The organism is Bradyrhizobium sp. DN3 (genome assembly GCF_041357655.1).
GTDB lineage: Bacteria > Pseudomonadota > Alphaproteobacteria > Rhizobiales > Xanthobacteraceae > Bradyrhizobium.
In genome coordinates this window covers 125,658-142,951 of record NZ_JAULLN010000015.1, presented here as the reverse complement: position 1 = coordinate 142,951, position 17,294 = coordinate 125,658, and the positions used below count along the sequence as shown (strand labels likewise).

At 64.4% G+C, this 17,294-nt stretch carries 14 protein-coding genes; 9 read left to right on the top strand and 5 right to left on the bottom strand.

The genetic code is table 11. The annotated features are described in order from the left end of the window. Positions 1–8: 8 nt before the first annotated feature. The 3 genes from AAE027_RS22525 (at position 9) to AAE027_RS22515 (ending at position 3,253) form a co-directional block, all read left to right on the top strand. On the top strand, positions 9–1,073 hold the full coding sequence (locus AAE027_RS22525) for an acyl-CoA dehydrogenase family protein (protein ID WP_370989534.1): 1,065 nt from the start codon (positions 9–11) through the stop codon (positions 1,071–1,073). A 16-nt stretch (positions 1,074–1,089) separates the two neighbouring features. After that, a complete protein-coding gene (locus AAE027_RS22520; protein ID WP_128940312.1) occupies positions 1,090–2,250 on the top strand; it encodes an acyl-CoA dehydrogenase family protein in 1,161 nt (386 codons plus the stop codon). A 190-nt stretch (positions 2,251–2,440) separates the two neighbouring features. After that, positions 2,441–3,253 (top strand): enoyl-CoA hydratase/isomerase family protein, encoded by an 813-nt coding sequence (locus tag AAE027_RS22515; RefSeq protein ID WP_370989533.1) that lies wholly within the window; start codon positions 2,441–2,443, stop codon positions 3,251–3,253. Between the two features lie 217 nt (positions 3,254–3,470). Here the strand turns inward: AAE027_RS22515 and AAE027_RS22510 are convergent, their stop codons facing one another. From AAE027_RS22510 to AAE027_RS22495, 4 genes are all read right to left on the bottom strand, one after another. Further along, a complete protein-coding gene (locus AAE027_RS22510; RefSeq protein WP_370989532.1) occupies positions 3,471–5,585 on the bottom strand; it encodes an acetate--CoA ligase family protein in 2,115 nt (704 codons plus the stop codon). Positions 5,586–5,734: 149 nt separating this feature from the next. Next, on the bottom strand, positions 5,735–6,484 hold the full coding sequence (locus AAE027_RS22505) for a VOC family protein (RefSeq protein WP_370989530.1): 750 nt from the start codon (positions 6,482–6,484) through the stop codon (positions 5,735–5,737). Between the two features lie 2 nt (positions 6,485–6,486). Then, on the bottom strand, positions 6,487–7,278 hold the full coding sequence (locus AAE027_RS22500) for an enoyl-CoA hydratase (protein ID WP_370989529.1): 792 nt from the start codon (positions 7,276–7,278) through the stop codon (positions 6,487–6,489). Between the two features lie 150 nt (positions 7,279–7,428). After that, positions 7,429–8,634: an ABC transporter substrate-binding protein gene (locus AAE027_RS22495; protein ID WP_370989528.1), complete on the bottom strand. Its 1,206-nt coding sequence runs from the start codon at positions 8,632–8,634 to the stop codon at positions 7,429–7,431. 472 nt (positions 8,635–9,106) lie between these two features. Here AAE027_RS22495 and AAE027_RS22490 point away from each other — a divergent pair, with 472 nt between their 5' ends. Both AAE027_RS22490 and AAE027_RS22485 read left to right on the top strand, forming a co-directional pair. Continuing rightward, positions 9,107–9,877 (top strand): thermonuclease family protein, encoded by a 771-nt coding sequence (locus tag AAE027_RS22490; RefSeq protein ID WP_370989527.1) that lies wholly within the window; start codon positions 9,107–9,109, stop codon positions 9,875–9,877. Positions 9,878–10,010: 133 nt separating this feature from the next. Next, on the top strand, positions 10,011–11,402 hold the full coding sequence (locus AAE027_RS22485) for a M48 family metalloprotease (RefSeq protein WP_370989526.1): 1,392 nt from the start codon (positions 10,011–10,013) through the stop codon (positions 11,400–11,402). Between the two features lie 198 nt (positions 11,403–11,600). On the opposite strand, the gene AAE027_RS22480 is transcribed toward AAE027_RS22485, so the two are convergent. Continuing rightward, complete coding sequence (locus AAE027_RS22480) at positions 11,601–12,929, bottom strand: MFS transporter (protein WP_091893495.1); 1,329 nt, start codon at positions 12,927–12,929, stop codon at positions 11,601–11,603. A gap of 182 nt (positions 12,930–13,111) precedes the next feature. On the opposite strand from AAE027_RS22480, the gene cyoA reads away from it, so the two are divergent. The 4 genes from cyoA to cyoD are packed head-to-tail and all read left to right on the top strand — an operon-like array spanning position 13,112 to position 17,291. Further along, positions 13,112–14,275 carry a ubiquinol oxidase subunit II gene (gene cyoA / locus AAE027_RS22475; protein WP_370989524.1) on the top strand — a complete coding sequence of 388 codons (1,164 nt, stop codon included), beginning with the start codon at positions 13,112–13,114 and terminating at the stop codon, positions 14,273–14,275. 11 nt (positions 14,276–14,286) lie between these two features. Beyond that, a complete protein-coding gene (gene cyoB / locus AAE027_RS22470; RefSeq protein WP_370989523.1) occupies positions 14,287–16,284 on the top strand; it encodes a cytochrome o ubiquinol oxidase subunit I in 1,998 nt (665 codons plus the stop codon). Continuing rightward, entirely contained in the window at positions 16,285–16,914 is a 630-nt protein-coding gene (gene cyoC, locus AAE027_RS22465) for a cytochrome o ubiquinol oxidase subunit III (protein ID WP_091893490.1), read from the top strand. Then, positions 16,911–17,291 (top strand): cytochrome o ubiquinol oxidase subunit IV, encoded by a 381-nt coding sequence (gene cyoD / locus AAE027_RS22460; RefSeq protein ID WP_370989522.1) that lies wholly within the window; start codon positions 16,911–16,913, stop codon positions 17,289–17,291. Before cyoC ends, cyoD begins: the two co-directional genes overlap by 4 nt. The last annotated feature ends 3 nt before the right edge of the window (positions 17,292–17,294 follow it).

The following is a 17,294-nucleotide window of genomic DNA, read 5'->3' as shown; positions in this document are numbered from 1 at the left end:
GGAACGCTGTGGCGGAGAGTGACAATATCGTCGTCGAGACCGCGGAAAAAATCTTCGCCGATCTCGCCGATCCGCAAACCATCAACAACGACAAGAAGAATTCGTGGCAGGCACCGCTGTGGCAGGCGCTGAGCGAGGCCGGCCTGCCGCTATCGTGGGTGCCTGACGACCTCGGCGGCTCCGGCGCCAGCCTTGCCGACGGTTTTGCGCTTCTGAACGCTGCGGGCCGCTTTGCGGTCGCCGTTCCCCTGGCCGAGACCATGCTGGCCGGCTGGCTGCTCGCGCAGGCCAAGATCGCATCGCCCGAGGGCGAGATGACCGTGCTGCCGGCCTCGCCAAAGGATCGCATCACGCTCGGTGCCGACGGCGCGCTCTCCGGCCGCGCGCGCGGCGTGCCCTTTGCCAAGGCGGCGAAGCATTTTGCGGTGCTGGCGCACGGCAAGGACGGCGTTTGCATCGCGCTGGTCGATGCGGCCAAGGCGCGGATCGAAGCCGGGCTCAACGTCGGCTACGACCACAGCGACACCGTGACGCTCGACAAGGTTCAGCCCGTCACCGTCAAGCCCGCGCCGAAAGGTTTTGATCAGACCACCTTGATGCTGATGGGCGGCGTCGCGCGCAGCCTCCAGATCGCCGGCGCGTTGGAATCGATGCTCGATATCTCCGTGCGCTATTCCAACGAGCGCGTCGCCTTCGAGAAGAAGATCTCGAAATTCCAGGCCGTGCAGCATAATCTCGCACGCCTCGCCGGTGAATCCGCCGCAGCGCTTGCGGCGGCGACCTCGGCGGCCGATGCCATCGCCAACGCAAAATCGTTCGACGACGAGGTCTATCTCGAAGCCGCCTCCGCAAAGATCCGCTGCGCAGAAGCCGCGGAGAAAGGCGGCGGCATCGCCCACCAAGTTCACGGCGCAATCGGCTTCACCATGGAGCACATCCTGCACCGCTATTCGCTGCGGGCACTGGCCTGGCGCGACGATTTCGGCTCGGAAAGCCACTGGGCCGTCGAGCTCGGCAAGCTCGTTGCAAGCCGCGGCGCCGATGAATTGTGGCCGCTCGTGGCTTCGCGCTGATCAGGGGACGACCACAATGACCGCTGCCCTCCGTTTCGATCCGATCCGCCTGCCGGAAAAATGCGAGCAATTGCGCAAGGAAGTCCGCGCCTTCCTCGCCGAGGAAATCGCCGCCGGCACTTTCGATCCGCACAAGCCCAATCGCGAAGACACTGACGCGCCGGAATTTTCCCGCCGGGTCGGCGCCAAGGGCTGGCTCGGCATGACCTGGCCCAAAAAATACGGCGGCCAGGAGCGCTCCTTCCTCGAACGTTACGTGGTGACCGAGGAGATGCGCGTCGCCAATGCGCCGACGCGGCGGTTCTTCGTCGCCGATCGCCAGAGCGGGCCGGTGCTGCTGAAATACGCGCCCGAGCACATCAAGATGGAGATTTTGCCGCGCATCTGCCGCGGCGAGATCTGCTTTGCCATCGGCATGAGCGAGCCGAACTCCGGCTCCGACCTGTTCGCCGCGAAAACGCGCGCGACCAAGACCGACGGCGGCTATCTCATCAACGGCACCAAGATCTGGACCTCGTCGGCGCATATCGCCGACTACATGATCGCGATCTTCCGGACGTCGCCGCCGACCAAGGAAAACCGCCGCCACGGCCTGACCCAGTTCCTGGTCAAGATGAAGCAGCCCGGCATCCAGGTGAACCCGATCGGGCAGATCACCGGCCAGTACGAGTTCAACGAGGTCGTCTTCACCGATCACTTCATCCCCGACGATCATGTGCTCGGCGAGGTCGATGGCGCCTGGAAGCAGGCGACATCCGAACTTGCCTATGAGCGTTCGGGCCCCGAACGCTTCCTCGAAACCTATTACGTGCTGACCGAGCTGGTCCGCGCGATCGGTCCCAACCCGGACACGCGCAGTGCCGAGGGCATCGGGCGCCTCGTCGCGCAGCTCCACACCATGCGGCGCATGTCGGTCTCGGTCGCCGGCATGCTGCAGGCCGGCAAGGAGCCGGTGGTGGAGGCGTCGATCGTCAAGGACATCGGCACGGTCTGGGAGCAGCAGCTGCCGCACCGCGTGCGCGATCTCGCCGCCTTCGTTGAGGAGACCGCGACCAACCGCGAGACGCTGGAGCGCCAGCTCGACTTCGCCATCAAGACCGCACCCAAACTCACCATCCAGGGCGGTACCACCGAGGTGCTGCGCGGCATCATCGCCCGCGGACTGGGACTTCGATAGTGCGGATGAGAGCGATGCTCTGGCAGCGCGCGCCCTTCACCTCTCCCATCGGGAGAGGTCGGCGCGTAGCGCCGGGTGAGGGGTTAGGATCCCACGATAGAGCTGAGCCCCTCACCCGATTTGCTGGCGCAAATCGACCTCTCCCTATGGGAGAGGTGGTTCTTCGCTACTGAGATACTGGAGGCACAAAATGACCACGTACAAAGATATCGGCGTCGAGAAGGTTGGACACGTCGGCACCATCGAGATCCGCAGGCCGCCGCTCAATTTCTTCGACATCTCGCTGATCAACCAGATCGCGGATGCGCTCGACGCGTTCGACCGCGACATCGAGATTCGCGCCTCCGTTCTCTCGGCACAGGGCAAGGCGTTCTGCGCTGGCGCCAATTTCCAGGATCCGGCGCGGCAGGCGCAGGAGGCGCGCGAGGCCGAGAAGAAGGGCGATCCGGCCGACAGTCTCGGGCCGATCAACCATCTCTACATTCAGGCCGTGCGCATCTTCCGCGCCAAGAAGCCGATCGTCGCCGCCGTGCAGGGCGCCGCCATCGGCGGCGGATTGGGCCTCGCGGTGTCCGCGGACTTCCGCGTCACCTGCCCCGAAGCGCGCTTCTCCGCGAATTTCACCAAGCTCGGCTTCCATCCCGGCTTCGGCTTGACCGTGACGCTGCCCGAGCTGATCGGCAAGAACAACGCCGAGCTGATGTTCTACACCAGCCGCCGCGTCACCGGCGAAGAAGCGCTGAAGTGGGGCCTCGCCAACGAGCTGGTGCCGCAGAACCAGGTGAAATCAGCCGCGATGAAGCTCGCCGGCGAGATCGCCGAATGCTCCCCGCTCGGCCTGCTCTCCACCCGCGCCACGATGCGCGCCGGCCTCGCCGACCGTGTGATGGCCGCGACCAACCACGAGCTCGCCGAGCAGACACGCCTGCGCGCGACGGAAGACTTCAAGGAAGGCGTGAAGGCGACGGAGGAGCGGCGCGTGGCCAATTTTAAGGGAAGGTGATTGCGGCCGCGCCGCGGCGCTGCGACACCCTTCGCTGTCGTCCTGGCGAAAGCCAGGATCCATTACCCCAGGGAGAAGTTGCGGCGCGAAGCTGGTAACAACGAGTCTTCGCCAAATTACCCCATGGGGTAATGGGTCCTGGATCAGCGCTCGCTTGTCCAGGACGACCAGTGTTGTTTGATGCTCCTACACTCCCCAATGTCGTCCCGGCGGCCGCCTACTTCCGCCCCACCACCAGCGCGTCGACGATCGTCACACCCTGCCCGTCCGGGTGTACCAGCACCGGGTTGAGCTCGATCTCCGCAATCTCCTGCGCATGTCGTGCGGCGAGCACCGAGACATCCGCGATCAATTGCGCCAGCGCTGCGACATCCGCCTTCGCCGCGCCGCGAAATCCGTTCAGCAGCGGCGCCGCCTTCAATCCCGCCAGCATTGCGCCGGCCTCTTCTGCACCGACAGGCGCCGGACGATAGACCACGTCGCGGAACAGCTCGGTAGTGACGCCGCCGAGCCCGACCATCACCATCGGCCCAAACGTCTGGTCCATCATTGTTCCCACGATGATCTCGACGCCCCGCCTCGCCATCGGACCAACCAGCACACCCTGGATCGCCGCCTCCGGCCGCTGCTCACGCGCATTGTCCAGCAGCGCTTCGAATGCCAGGAAGACCTCGCCCTTGGTGGTGATGTTGACGCGCACGCCGCCGACCTCGCTCTTGTGCGCGATGTCGGGCGACTGGATCTTCATCACCAGTGGAAAGCCCACGCGGGCGACGGCTTCATCCAGCCCGGCCTTGTCCGTCACCAGCACTTCGTCCGGCAGCGCGATGCCGGCGGCACGGAGCAATGTCTTGCTGTCGGCCTCGGACAATACTTGCGACTTCAAATACGCAGAGAGATCCCGCACCGGCAACCCCGTCTCGTCCGCGGGTTTCGGCAGATTGAATTTCGCGTAGTCGACGAGCCGCCGCAGCGCGACGCCGACATGAGTCAGACCCGAGAGGACCACGACAGCGGATTTCGCGAGCTCCCGCCGCGCGAAGTCGGAGGGGACCGTGTAGGAATAGAACACGACCGGCTTCCTCTGCGCCGCCAACACCGGCGTCAGCTCGGCCTCGTCGAACGGCTTGCGCACCTCACTCGACAGTGACAGCACGATCAGCACCGCATCGACCTCGTCGGAGGCGGTGAGCAGGTCGACGCTCTTTTGCAATCCGCCGGAGGTCACGCCTTGCGCGGTGACGTCGATCGGGTTGCGCGCGGTGCCGTAGGACGGCATCAGCGTTCGGATCCCCGCCTGGATCGTTTCTGAGAGCTCCGGCACCTGCAAGCCTTGCAGTGCCACGGCATCCGCGCCCCAGATGCCGGCGCCGCCGGAGACAGTGACGACGGCGACGCGATCGCCCTTGGGCAGCGGATTGCTGGCGAGCAGCGCCGCGATCGTCAACGCCTCGTCGAGATCGTTGGAGACGATGAAACCGTATTGCGCGAACACCGCGTCATAGGCCGCCGACCAGCCGGCCATGCTCGCCGTGTGCGAGGCCGCCGCGCGCTGGCCGGCGCCGGAGCGGCCGACTTTTGTCACGATGACGGGCTTCCTCGTCTCGGCGGCGCGCCGCGCCGCGGCCAGAAACTTGTCGACGTCGCGGATGCCTTCGATGAACAGCAGGATCACGTCGGTCGAGGTGTCCTGCACCAGATAATCTAGGAACTCGCCGGCGCCGAGATCGGATTCGTTGCCGGCGCTGACGACGTAGCTCACGGCGATGCCGATCGCCCGCGCGCGATGATAATAGGCAAAGCCGATGCCGCCGCTCTGCGCGACGATGCCGATCCGCTTGTGCGTAGCGACCAGCGGCACCACACCCGGCTTGACGTCCACCGCGGGACTGAAGGTGGCCGCCACGCGCTGCACCTCGCTGAAAAATCCCTCGGCGTTGGGGCCGGAGATCCGCATGCCGGTACGCCTCGCCAGCGCAGCGATCGCATCCTGCATCGCGGCGCTGTCGCCGCCCTCCTCCGCGAAGCCGGAAGAGATGATGACGGCGTTCCTGACGCCGGCGACGGCGCATTGCTCGAGCGCAGGCAGCACCGCGCGGGCCGGGATGACGATGACGGCGAGATCAATCGGCGCGCCGATCTCGGCGACCGATGTGTAACAGGCGAGCCCGTCGATGTCGGCATAGTTCGGGTTCACCGGATAGATCTTGCCGGGATAATCGTTCTTGCGCAGCATCGACAGCAGCCGCCCCGGAATCTTCTCGTGATCGCGCGAGGCCCCGATCAGCGCGATGCTGGCGGGCGCGAAGAAGCTGTCGAGCGGATGCGGCATGTGCAGATTCCAGTTGTTGATCTGGTGCTATCCCCGTCATGGCCGGGCTTGTCCCGGCCATCCACGTCTTGCTTCTCAACGATCGTCAAGAACGTGGATGCCCGGGACAAGCCCGGGCATGACGACACAACGAGAAATGTCGCAAGTGGTCAAGCAACGAGCCGGAACGTTACCCCACCTAACAAGAACTCGTTGCCGGCAACCGCATGCCCCTTCTCCCGCGCGGCATGCAGCACGCGTGCCGCATCAGTCACCCGAAACTCCAGTGCGCTCATGATTTCGCTGGCGCCCTTGACGAAACGGAAGGTTGCGTTGGGCAGCCTCAGTTCGGCGTCGCGAGCTGCAACCCCGATGATCTTGCCCCAGTGCTCCGCCAGCCCAACCGGATCGGGGCTCTGCATCTCCACGGCCGTCAGCGCCTGCGTCACATCCTTGCGGATGAATTTTTGCCAATCGGGTCCCGCCGGTGGATAGGCACCCAGAATGTCGTCGCTGCCTTCGGTGTGGTTGAACTCGATGAAGGCGGCGCGGCAGTCGCGCGGGTGGAGCTGCACGCCGTGATACGGTGCATGGTCGATGACGTTGGCCGTGCGCACGCCAAGCGCGTTGGCGTTGCGGCCGCGCTCGTCCGGATCGTCGCAGCAGAAGATCGCCATGTAGCCGCCGCGGCCGCCGGTCTTCTCGATGAAGCGGCCGGCCGTGGTGCCGTCCTTTAACGGCGCCACGACCTCCAGCAGGATCGTGTCGACCGGGAGCAGCGCGTTCTCCAGACCGTATTTCGCGACATTGCCGTCGCGATAGCACACAGTGAGACCCATGATCCTGGCGATATCGGTGATGACAGGCTCAAGCTGCGGCGCAACCAGGCAGACCTGACGCAGCCGGATATAGGGCGCCATCGTCACGCGCCCTTGAACGTCGGCTTGCGCTTCTCGACGAAGGCCTTGGCGGCCTCCTTGTGGTCCTCGGTGTCGCCGCAACGGGTGTGATGGATCGCCTCGCCATCGAAGCAATCCTCCAGTGCCAGATGCTCGGCATTGTTGATGTTGCGCTTGATGAAGCCGAGCGCGATCGATGGCCCCTGCGCCAGCGACAGCGCAAGCTCGCGCGCGGCGGCGTCGATCTCGGCATCGGGCACGACCTTGGTCACCATGCCGATCGCATGCGCCTCCTTCGCCGTGAGGACCGGCGACATCAGATAGAGCTCGCGCGCCCGCGCGCTGCCGAGCAGTTGCGTCAGGAAATAGGTCCCGCCGTAATCACCGGAGAAGCCGACCTTGGCGAAGGCCGTCGTGATCTTGCAGGATTCGCTGGCAATGCGCAGGTCGCAGGACAGCGCCATCGACAGGCCAGCGCCGGCCGCCGCGCCGTCGAGCTGCGCCACGACGGGCTTTGGCATCTGGTGCAGGATGCGCGAGACCTCCATGCCGCGGCGCAGGTTGGCGAGTTTCTGCTCGAACGGCAGCGGCGCCCGGCCCTCCGCCATCGACTTGACGTCGCCGCCGACACAGAAGCTGCCGCCCGCGCCCTTGAACAGCACCGCGCGCACCTCCGCATCGTCAGCCGCGCGCCGCGCCGCCTCGACCAGCCCGCGCACCATGTCCGGGTTGAGCGCGTTCTTGCGCTCCGGCCGGTTCATGGTGATGGTGAGCAGCCCGCCTTCGAGCTTTTGCAGGACCATGTCGTTGCTCATGGGGTGTCTCCCTTGTTGTTGTCTAGCCGAGCTATCACCACGCCGTCATTGCGAGCGAAGCGAAGCAATCCAGGAATGTTTCCGCGGAGACAGTCTGGATTGCTTCGTCGCAAGAGCTCCTCGCAATGACGTCATGACTACGTCACGCCGTCACTTCTTCACCAGCGGGCAGCGCGACTGCTCCAGCGACTGGAACGCCTCATTGCCGGGCACGGTGGCGAGCAGCTTGTAATCGTCCCAGCGGCCCTTGGATTCCGACGGCTTCTTCACCTCGAACAGGTACATGTCGTGGATCATGCGACCGTCCTCGCGGATCTTGCCGTTATGAGCAAAGAAGTCGTTGATCGGCGTCTCCTTCATCACCTTCATCACCGCCGCAGCGTCGGTCGTGCCGGCTGCCTTCACCGCCTTCAGATAATGCGTCACGGAGGAATAGACCCCGGCCTGTGCCGAGGTCGGCGGCCGCTTCACGCGCTCCTGGAAGCGCTTGGAGAAGGCGCGCGTCTCGTCGTTCATGTCCCAGTAGAACGCTTCGGCCAGCAACAGGCCCTGCGCGGTCTCAAGCCCGATCGAGTCGATATCGGTGACGAAGGCGAGCAGCGGCGAGACCTTCTGGCCGCCCTTCATGATGCCGAACTCCGCCGACTGCTTGATGGCGTTGACGGTGTCGCCGCCGGCATTGGCAAGACCAATCACCTTGGCCTTCGAGGCCTGCGCCTGGAGCAGGAACGACGAGAAGTCCGAGGTGTTGAGCGGATGACGGACGTTGCCGAGCACCTTGCCACCGGTCTTGGTGACGACGTTGCTGGTGTCCTTCTCCAGGTCCTGGCCGAAGGCATAATCGGCGGTGAGGAAGAACCAGGTGTCGAGGCCCGACTTCACGGCTGCAAGCCCGGTCACGTTGGCCTGGGCGAACGTGTCGAACACGTAGTGCACGGTATAGGGGCCGCAGGCTTCGTTGCTGAGGCGGATCGAGCCGGGGCCGTTGAAGACGATGATCTTGTTGCGCGCCTTCGCGATCTCGCCGGCGGCGAGCGCGGTCGCGGAGGCCGCGACGTCGTAGATCATCTCGACGCCCTGGTTGTCGAGCATGTCGCGGGCGATGTTGGCGGAGAGATCGGCCTTGTTGAGATGGTCGGCCGCCAGCACCTGAATCTTGCGACCCAGCACCTCGCCGCCAAAGTCCTCGACAGCCATCTTGGCCGCGGTCTCGCTGCCGGGGCCGGTGATGTCCGCGTAGAGGCTCGACATGTCGAGGATGCCGCCGATCTTGAGCGGCGGCTTGTCCTCCGCCTGCACGACGCTCGCACTGAGAGCAAACGCGGCAGCAAAAATGCCCGACAGAATATGCTTCATCGAAAAAGACCTCCCTTATCGCGCCGTGCTCTGATGGCGGCTTGGTTATTGCTCTTGGCCATTGGTCTTGGCTATCGCTATTGGCGGCAATCATGCCGCATGCGCGAGAGGGCAGCAAGCGCGAGGTGCCGTTACAAGCGCATGATTACCGCGCATGTTTTCCGCAAAGCGGAATGGTGGAGTGCGGCGAAATATTTCCACGTCATTGCGAGCGCAGCGAAGCAATCCAGAATCTTTCAGCGGAAGGACTCTGGATTGCTCCGCTCCTCGCAATGACGGCGTGTGAGGCAATGGCGAAGCATCACATGATCTGCCGTAGGGTGGGCAAAGGCGCGCTCTTCGCGCCGTGCCCACCGCCCGCGCGGTTGGCCAAAGACGTGGGCACGCTTCGCTTTGCCCACCCTACGACAGCCCTTCGTCGTTCGCTACATTTGGGTTAGAACTGGAGCGTAACACAACCTGTCCGGGTCACGTGGCGCAACGGCTTCATCTCATCGTCGCATGTCTTCTCGTCGCAAGTCGCGCTGCGTTCGCCGCGCCATGTCAGTTCGAGTCCCAAGGCGAGGGCCGTGTCGCCCCGATCGTCGATGCGCGCAGCATCCGCCTCGACGACGGCCGCGAGATCCGCCTCGCCGGCATCGAGCCGACGGCGACGACGAAGCAGGCGCTGACCGCGCTGCTCGCCGGCCGCGACGTGACACTGCGGAGCCCTGACGACACGCCCGACCGTTACGGCCGCCAGAACGCGCTGGTCTTCGTCGGCGAAAGCGACGCCTCCGTGCAGGCGACGCTGCTCGCCCAGGGCGATGCCATCGTCTCCGCCGAGATCGCGGACAGGGACTGCGCGGCCGCCCTGATGGCGTCGGAGGCCGAGGCGCGGCGCCAAAAAAAGGGCAGCTGGGCTGACCCGTCGGCCATAAAAAACGCGGAAAGTCCGGACGATATTTTGGCGGGGATCGGGCGCTTTATGGTGGTCGAGGGCAAAGTCCTGTCGGTCCGGCAAGCTGGGGCAATGACCTACCTCAACTTCGGACGAAACTGGACACGCGGCTTTGCGGCGACTATCTCAAAGCGCACGTTACCGGCGTTTGAAAGCGCCGGAATTGCCCTTAAGTCCCTGGAAAATAAACGTATTCGAGTTCGGGGCTGGGTCGAGGGGAACACGGGGCCGCGGATCGATATACGCCTCGTGGGACAGGTCGAGTTGCTAGGCGCAAACGAGCCGACAGGGGTAAGGCCCTAAAAGGGCCGGGCACGGGTTAAGCGACGTGAATGGGGTGCTAGAACGGCACGAACGAGGTGATGGCCGCCGCCTGCGGGCTGCGCCGGCCGCGCTATGCCTTGTCCTGGGCACCGCGTTGGCGGGCTGCGGCGACATGGGCCGGTTCCAAACCGCCGCGACCCCGCCGGTTGTGGCGATGCCCAAGCCGAAGCCTGCGGTGGCGCAGACCCCCGCCACCGAGAAGGAGCATGAGCGCATCCTGGCGAGCTATGGCGGAACTTATGACGATCCCAGGCTGGAATCGCTCGTCAGCAAGACCGTCGACCGGCTGGTCGCAGCCTCCGACCGCCCCGATCAGGGATACAAGGTCACCATCCTGAATTCCGGCGCGGTGAATGCGTTCGCGCTGCCGAACGGCCAGCTCTACGTCACGCGCGGCCTGCTCGCGCTCGCCAGCGACACTTCGGAATTGTCGTCCGTGCTCAGCCACGAGATGGCGCACGTGCTGTCCAAGCACGCCGCGATGCGGGAGGACCAAGCGCGCCAGGCCGCGATCGTCACCCGCGTCGTCACCGACATGAGCAACGATCCCGATCTCACCGCGCTGGCGCTGGCCAAGACCAAGCTCACCATGGCGAGCTTCTCGCGCAAGCAGGAGATCGAGGCCGACGGCATCGGCGTCGGCATTTCCGCCCGCGCACATTTCGACCCCTACGGTGCGGCCCGCTTCCTTTCGGCGATGGAGCGCAATGCCGAGCTGAAGGCCGGCAAGAGCTCGCTCGATCCGCGCGCGCAGGATTTCACATCGTCGCATCCGGCGACCCCGGAGCGCGTGCAGAATGCGCAGACCATCGCGCGGCAATATTCAGCGCCCGAGGGCGCCGAACGCGACCGCGAAACCTATCTCGCCGCGATCGACAACCTCGTCTATGGCGAAGATCCCAGCGAAGGCTTTGTCCGCGGCCGCAGGTTCCTGCATCCGAAGCTCGGCTTCACCTTCCAGGCGCCGGACAATTTCACGCTCGACAACACCGCGCAGGCCGTGATCGGCGTGCGCGACGGCGGCTCGCAGGCGATGCGCTTCGACGTGGTGCGGGTGCCGGCCGAGCAGTCGCTCGGCGATTACCTGAACTCCGGCTGGATGGAGGGCGTCGAGAAGGCCTCGACCGAAGACCTCACCATCAACGGTTTTCCGGCAGCGTCCGCCACCGCCAAGGGCGATCAGTGGCAGTTCAAGGTCTATGCGCTGCGCTTCGGCAGCGACGTCTACCGCTTCATTTTCGCGACACGGCAGAAGTCGACCGAGAGCGACCGCAACGCGCGCGAGACCGTCAACTCATTCCGCCGCCTGACGCTCGACGAGATCCAGGCCGCGCGCCCGCTGCGCATCAAGGTGATTACGGTGCAGCCCGGCGACACCGTGGAATCGCTGTCCCACCGCATGGCCGGCGTCGATCACCCCGCCGAACGTTTCCGCGTGCTGAACGGACTCGATCGCAACGCCCAGGTGAAGGTGCGTGATCGCGTGAAGATCGTGGCGGATTGACGTGCGCTAAGCGCGCGTCATCCCGGAGGCGCTTGAGCGGCGAACGCGAGATCTAGAGCTACGAGCTTCGCTGCCGTAGGGTGGGCAAAGCGTAGCGTGCCCACCCTTCCCGAGCACGATCGTTGAAAGATGGTGGGCACGGCGCTTACGCGCCTTTGCCCACCCTACGAAACCTGTGATGTGGGGACGGCGCGAGCCCTACCGCCCCGCATCCATATCGCCCGCCTCGCGCTGGCCGCTGAGCCAGAGAGCGAGCAGGGTCCAGAACGCGCCCGACAACAGGTACGCACCCGAGGCGATGACGCCGAGATTGGTCGCGAGCAGCAGCGCCACCAGCGGAGCGAAGCCGGCGCCGAACAGCCAGGCCATGTCCGAAGTCAGCGCCGAAGCCGTGTAACGGTACGTCTGCTTGAAGTTCGAGGCGATCGCGCCCGAGGACTGGCCGAAGGAGAGGCCGAGCAAGATGAAGCCGATCACCATGTAGATGGTCTCGCCGAACGCACCGGCATCGAGCAGCTGCGGGGCAAAGCCGCTATAGATCGCGATCGCGATCGCCGATCCCATCAGCAGCGATTTGCGGCCGACGCGGTCGGCGATGATGCCGGAGAGCACGATCGCGACGACCCCGAACACGGCGGCGACGATCTCGATGATCAGGAAGCGCACTGGGCTTTCGCGGGTGAACAGGAACACCCAGGACAGCGGAAACACTGTGACCATGTGAAACAGCGCGAAGCTCGCCAGCGGCGCGAAGGCGCCGAGCATGATGTTCTGGCCTTCGCGCGCGACGGTGTCGGAGATGCGCGCCGGCTGCAATTCGCGGGTCTCGAACAGCGAGGAATATTCTTCCGTCGTCACCATGCGCAGGCGGGCGAACAGCGCCACGACGTTGATGGCGAAGGCGACGAAGAACGGATAGCGCCAGCCCCAATCGAAGAAATCATCGGCCGAGAGGTTGCCGGCGAAATAGGCGAACAGCGCGCTCGCCACGATCAGGCCGAGCGGGGCCCCGAGCTGCGGCACCATCGCGTACCAGCCGCGCTTCGAAGACGGCGCATTCAGCGCCAGCAGCGAAGCGAGACCGTCCCAGGCGCCGCCCCAGGCCAGACCCTGGGCGAGACGCGCCAGCGCCAGCAGCCAGATCGCCGCGACCCCGATCTCGTGATAGCCGGGCAGGAACGCGAGCGCGACGGTGGCGGTGCCGAGCAGGAACAGCGCCGAGATCAGCTTGGCGGTCTTGCCGTAGGCGCGGTCGACCGTCATGAAAATGACGGTGCCGATCGGCCGGGCCATGAAGGCCAGCGCGAAGATCATGAAGGAATAGAGGGTACCGGTCAGCTCGCTCGCGAACGGGAACACCAGGCGCGGGAACACGATCACCGAGGCGATCGCGAAGACGAAGAAGTCGAAGAATTCCGAGGTGCGGCCAATGATGACGCCGATGGCGATCTCGCCGGGACTGGCCTGGTCGTGGCCATGCTCGCCCGAGTGGAGGTCTGCCATTGCGGGGGTCTGTGCCGTCGCCATTCGTGCGCCCTTAACGTCCTGAAAACCAAAGCCGACCGCCCGGCGGGACGCCAGGCAATCTGGTTCTCTCTGACCCAACATTCCGCACTGCAACATTGGACAAATTGTCCAATGTCCGGATTGTTGCGCCGCAGCTACCCCTTGGCCCCGCAAAGGAAACTCATTCTCATAAGGCTCGGCCCGTGTCCCGTCTCAAGATCCTGGCGCTGCTACCCCTGGCAGTTGCGCTCAGCGGCTGCAACTACATCGTGCTGGCGCCCGCCGGCGACATCGCAGCGCAACAGCGCGACCTCGTCATCATCTCCACCGTCCTGATGCTCCTGATCGTCGTCCCCGTGATGGCGCTGACGGTGCTGTTCGCCTGGCGCTACCGCCAGTCCAACAACTCGGCCCGCTACGAGCCGGAATGGGACCACTCGACCAAGCTCGAGCTGGTGATCTGGTCGGCGCCGCTCTTGATCATCGTCTGCCTGGGCGCGCTGACCTGGATGGGCACGCATCTGCTCGACCCCTATCGCACGCTCGGCCGCATCCATGCGGAGCGTGCCGTTGACCAGTCGAAGGCTCCGCTCGAGGTTGACGTTGTCGCGCTCGATTGGAAGTGGCTCTTCATCTATCCGGACTACGGCATCGCCACCGTCAATGAGCTGGCAGCTCCGATCGATCGTCCGATCACCTTCCGCATCACCGCGTCCTCGGTGATGAACTCGTTCTACATCCCCGCGCTCGCCGGCCAGATCTACGCGATGCCGGGCATGGAGACCAAGCTCCACGCCGTCGTCAACCACGCCGGCACCTACAAGGGTTTTTCGGCGAACTATAGCGGCGCCGGCTTCTCCGGCATGCACTTCAACTTCCAGGGCCTCGACGACAAGGGCTTCGACGCCTGGATCGCCAGCGCCAAGTCGGCCGGCGGCTCGCTCGACCGCGCCGGATATCTCCAGCTCGAAAAGCCCAGCCAGAACGAACCGGTGCGCCGCTACGGCACCGTCGATTCCGATCTCTACCGCCTGATCCTCAACATGTGCGTCGAGACCGGCAAGATGTGCCAGAGCGAGATGATGGCGATCGACGCCAAGGGCGGCAACGGCCACGAGGGCCTGAACAACACCTTGCCACTCACTTACGACAAATACGCCCGCCGCGGCACGGTGCTTGGGCCGGAGCCGAGCTTCGTCGCCGGCACCTGCACGCCGGATGCGCCGCAAGGCGCCGCGACCACCGCGTCGATCAAGGCTCCGACCGACACCGCGCCGCTGCTCGGTGCCGGCCTGAAGCGGCCGAGCTTCGCGCCGCTGAAGTCCTCGTCCTTCTTCCTCGGACAGCGTCCGAAGTCAGACTCCTAAAGAGATCCCGCATGTCTCCTGATCTTCTCAAGCTCATCTTCGGCCGGCTCGGCTTCGAATCGCTGCCGCTGCACGAGCCGATCGTCGTCGGCACCTTCGCGGTGGTCGCGCTCGGCGGCGCCGCATTGCTCGGCGGCCTCACCTATTTCCGCCTCTGGGGCTATCTCTGGCGCGAGTGGTTCACCACCGTGGACCACAAGCGTATCGGCATCATGTACATGATCCTCGGCATCGTGATGCTGCTGCGCGGCTTTGCCGACGCGCTGATGATGCGTGGCCAGCAGATGCTCGCCTTTGGCGGCTCCGAAGGCTATCTCAACGCCCATCACTACGATCAGGTCTTCACCGCCCACGGCGTGATCATGATCTTCTTCGTGGCGATGCCGCTGGTCACCGGCCTGATGAACTACGTCGTGCCGCTCCAGATCGGCGCGCGCGACGTGTCGTTCCCGTTCCTGAACAATTTCAGCTTCTGGATGACGGTCGGCGGCGCGGTGCTGGTGATGGCCTCGCTGTTCATCGGCGAATTCGCCCGCACCGGCTGGCTGGCTTATCCGCCGCTGTCGAACATCGGCTACAGCCCCGACGTCGGCGTCGACTATTACATCTGGGCGCTGCAGGTCGCCGGCGTCGGCACGACGTTATCCGGCATCAACCTGATCTGCACCATCGTCAAGCTGCGCTGCCCCGGCATGACCATGATGAAGATGCCGGTGTTCACCTGGACCTCGCTCTGCACCAACGTCCTGATCGTCGCCTCCTTCCCGGTCCTGACCGTCGTGCTCGCGCTGCTCTCGCTCGACCGCTATGTCGGCACCAACTTCTTCACGAACGATTTCGGCGGCAGCCCGATGATGTACGTGAACCTGATCTGGATCTGGGGCCATCCCGAGGTCTACATCCTGGTTCTCCCGGCGTTCGGCATCTTCTCTGAGGTCACCTCGACCTTCTCCGGCAAGCGGCTGTTCGGCTACACCTCGATGGTCTACGCCACGGTCGTCATCACCATCCTGTCGTACCTCGTCTGGCTGCACCACTTCTTCACGATGGGCTCGGGCGCCAGCGTCAACTCATTCTTCGGCATCACCACGATGATCATCTCGATCCCGACGGGCGCGAAGATGTTCAACTGGCTGTTCACGATGTATCGCGGTCGCATCCGCTACGAGTTGCCGATGATGTGGACCATCGCCTTCATGCTGACCTTCGTGATCGGCGGCATGACCGGCGTGCTGCTCGCGGTGCCGCCGGCCGACTTCGTCCTGCACAACAGCCTGTTCCTGATCGCGCACTTCCACAACGTGATCATCGGCGGCGTGGTGTTCGGCGCCTTCGCCGGCATCAACTACTGGTTCCCGAAGGCGTTCGGCTTCAAGCTCGATCCGTTCTGGGGCAAGATGTCGTTCTGGTTCTGGGTCACCGGCTTCTACCTCGCCTTCATGCCGCTCTACGTGCTCGGCCTGATGGGCGTGACCCGCCGCCTGCGCGTGTTTGATGATCCGTCCTTGCAGATCTGGTTCATCATCGCAGCGATCGGTGCCGTCTTCATCTTCATCGGTATTCTCTCGATGCTGATGCAGTTCGCGGTCAGCCTCCTCAAGCGCGAGCAGCTCAAGGACGTCACCGGCGATCCCTGGGATGCGCGCACGCTGGAATGGGCGACCTCCTCGCCCCCGCCGGACTACAACTTCGCCTTCACGCCCGTCGTGCACGACAACGACGCGTGGTGGGACATGAAGAAGCGCGGCTACCAGCGTCCGCTCACCGGGTTCAAGCCGATCCACATGCCGAGCAGCACCGGCACCGGCATCATCCTCGCCGGCCTTGCCACCGCGATGGGATTTGGCCTGATCTGGTACATCTGGTGGCTGGCCGCGGTGAGCTTCATCGCGATGCTCGCCGTCGGTATCGGTCACACCTTCAACTATCACCGCGACTTCGACATTCCGGCTGAAGACGTCATCCGGACCGAGGACGCGCGCACCAAACTGCTCGCCGGAGCCAAGTAAATGACTGTCGCGATCAATCCTTCGCAGACCGGCGAGCCGGTCTTCTATCTCGCCGACGAGCATCCGCATCCGGAAGGCTGGAGCACCTCGCTCGGCTTCTGGATCTATCTGATGAGCGACTGCCTCATCTTCGCGATCCTGTTCGCCACCTTCGGCGTGCTCGGCGGCAACTATGCCGCCGGTCCCGCGCCAAAGGATCTGTTCGACCTCGACCTGGTCGCGGTGAACACCTCGATGCTGCTGCTGTCATCGATCACCTATGGCTTTGCCATGCTGACGATGCAGCAGAACAAGGTTGCCCAGACCCAGATGTGGCTGGCGATCACCGGCCTGTTCGGCCTCGCCTTCATCGGCATCGAGCTCACCGAGTTCGCCCACATGATCCATGAAGGCGCAACGCCGCAGCGCAGCGCCTTCCTGTCCGCCTTCTTCACTTTGGTCGGCACCCACGGTCTGCACGTCTCTTGCGGCCTGATCTGGCTGGTGACGCTGATGGTGCAGGTTTGGAAGTTCGGCCTGATCGAGGCCAACCGCCGCCGCCTGATGTGCCTGTCGATGTTCTGGCACTTCCTCGACGTGGTCTGGATCGGCGTCTTCACCTTCGTCTATCTCCTGGGAGTTCTGCGATGAACACCGATACTCACGCCGCCCACGCCGACAACCATCACCACGGCGACAGCCACGCCCACGGCACGTTCTCGACCTACATGCTCGGCTTCGTGCTCTCGGTCGTGCTGACCGCGATCCCGTTCTGGCTGGTGATGAGCGGCGCGCTGCCGAGCAAGCAGATCACCGCGCTCGTCATTATGGCCTTCGCGGTCGTGCAGATCGTCGTGCATATGATCTACTTCCTGCACATGAACACGACGTCCGAGAACGGCTGGAGCATGATGGCGCTGATCTTCACCATCGTCATGGTGGTGATCGCGCTGTCCGGTTCGCTGTGGGTGATGAACCACCTCAACAGCAACATGATGCCGATCCACCAGATGACGGGAATGAAGTGAGCG

Excerpts from the sequence above, each read along its gene's own strand:
- AAE027_RS22495 (WP_370989528.1), bottom strand. The coding sequence starts at position 8,634 with ATGAAGCATATTCTGTCGGGCATTTTTGCTGCCGCGTTTGCTCTCAGT.
- AAE027_RS22505 (WP_370989530.1), bottom strand. The coding sequence starts at position 6,484 with ATGGCGCCCTATATCCGGCTGCGTCAGGTCTGCCTGGTTGCGCCGCAG.
- AAE027_RS22480 (WP_091893495.1), bottom strand. The coding sequence starts at position 12,929 with ATGGCGACGGCACAGACCCCCGCAATGGCAGACCTCCACTCGGGCGAG.
- cyoB (WP_370989523.1), top strand. The coding sequence starts at position 14,287 with ATGTCTCCTGATCTTCTCAAGCTCATCTTCGGCCGGCTCGGCTTCGAA.
- cyoD (WP_370989522.1), top strand. The coding sequence starts at position 16,911 with ATGAACACCGATACTCACGCCGCCCACGCCGACAACCATCACCACGGC.
- AAE027_RS22510 (WP_370989532.1), bottom strand. The coding sequence starts at position 5,585 with ATGCCGCATCCGCTCGACAGCTTCTTCGCGCCCGCCAGCATCGCGCTG.
- cyoC (WP_091893490.1), top strand. The coding sequence starts at position 16,285 with ATGACTGTCGCGATCAATCCTTCGCAGACCGGCGAGCCGGTCTTCTAT.
- AAE027_RS22485 (WP_370989526.1), top strand. The coding sequence starts at position 10,011 with ATGGGCCGGTTCCAAACCGCCGCGACCCCGCCGGTTGTGGCGATGCCC.
- AAE027_RS22500 (WP_370989529.1), bottom strand. The coding sequence starts at position 7,278 with ATGAGCAACGACATGGTCCTGCAAAAGCTCGAAGGCGGGCTGCTCACC.
- AAE027_RS22520 (WP_128940312.1), top strand. The coding sequence starts at position 1,090 with ATGACCGCTGCCCTCCGTTTCGATCCGATCCGCCTGCCGGAAAAATGC.
- AAE027_RS22515 (WP_370989533.1), top strand. The coding sequence starts at position 2,441 with ATGACCACGTACAAAGATATCGGCGTCGAGAAGGTTGGACACGTCGGC.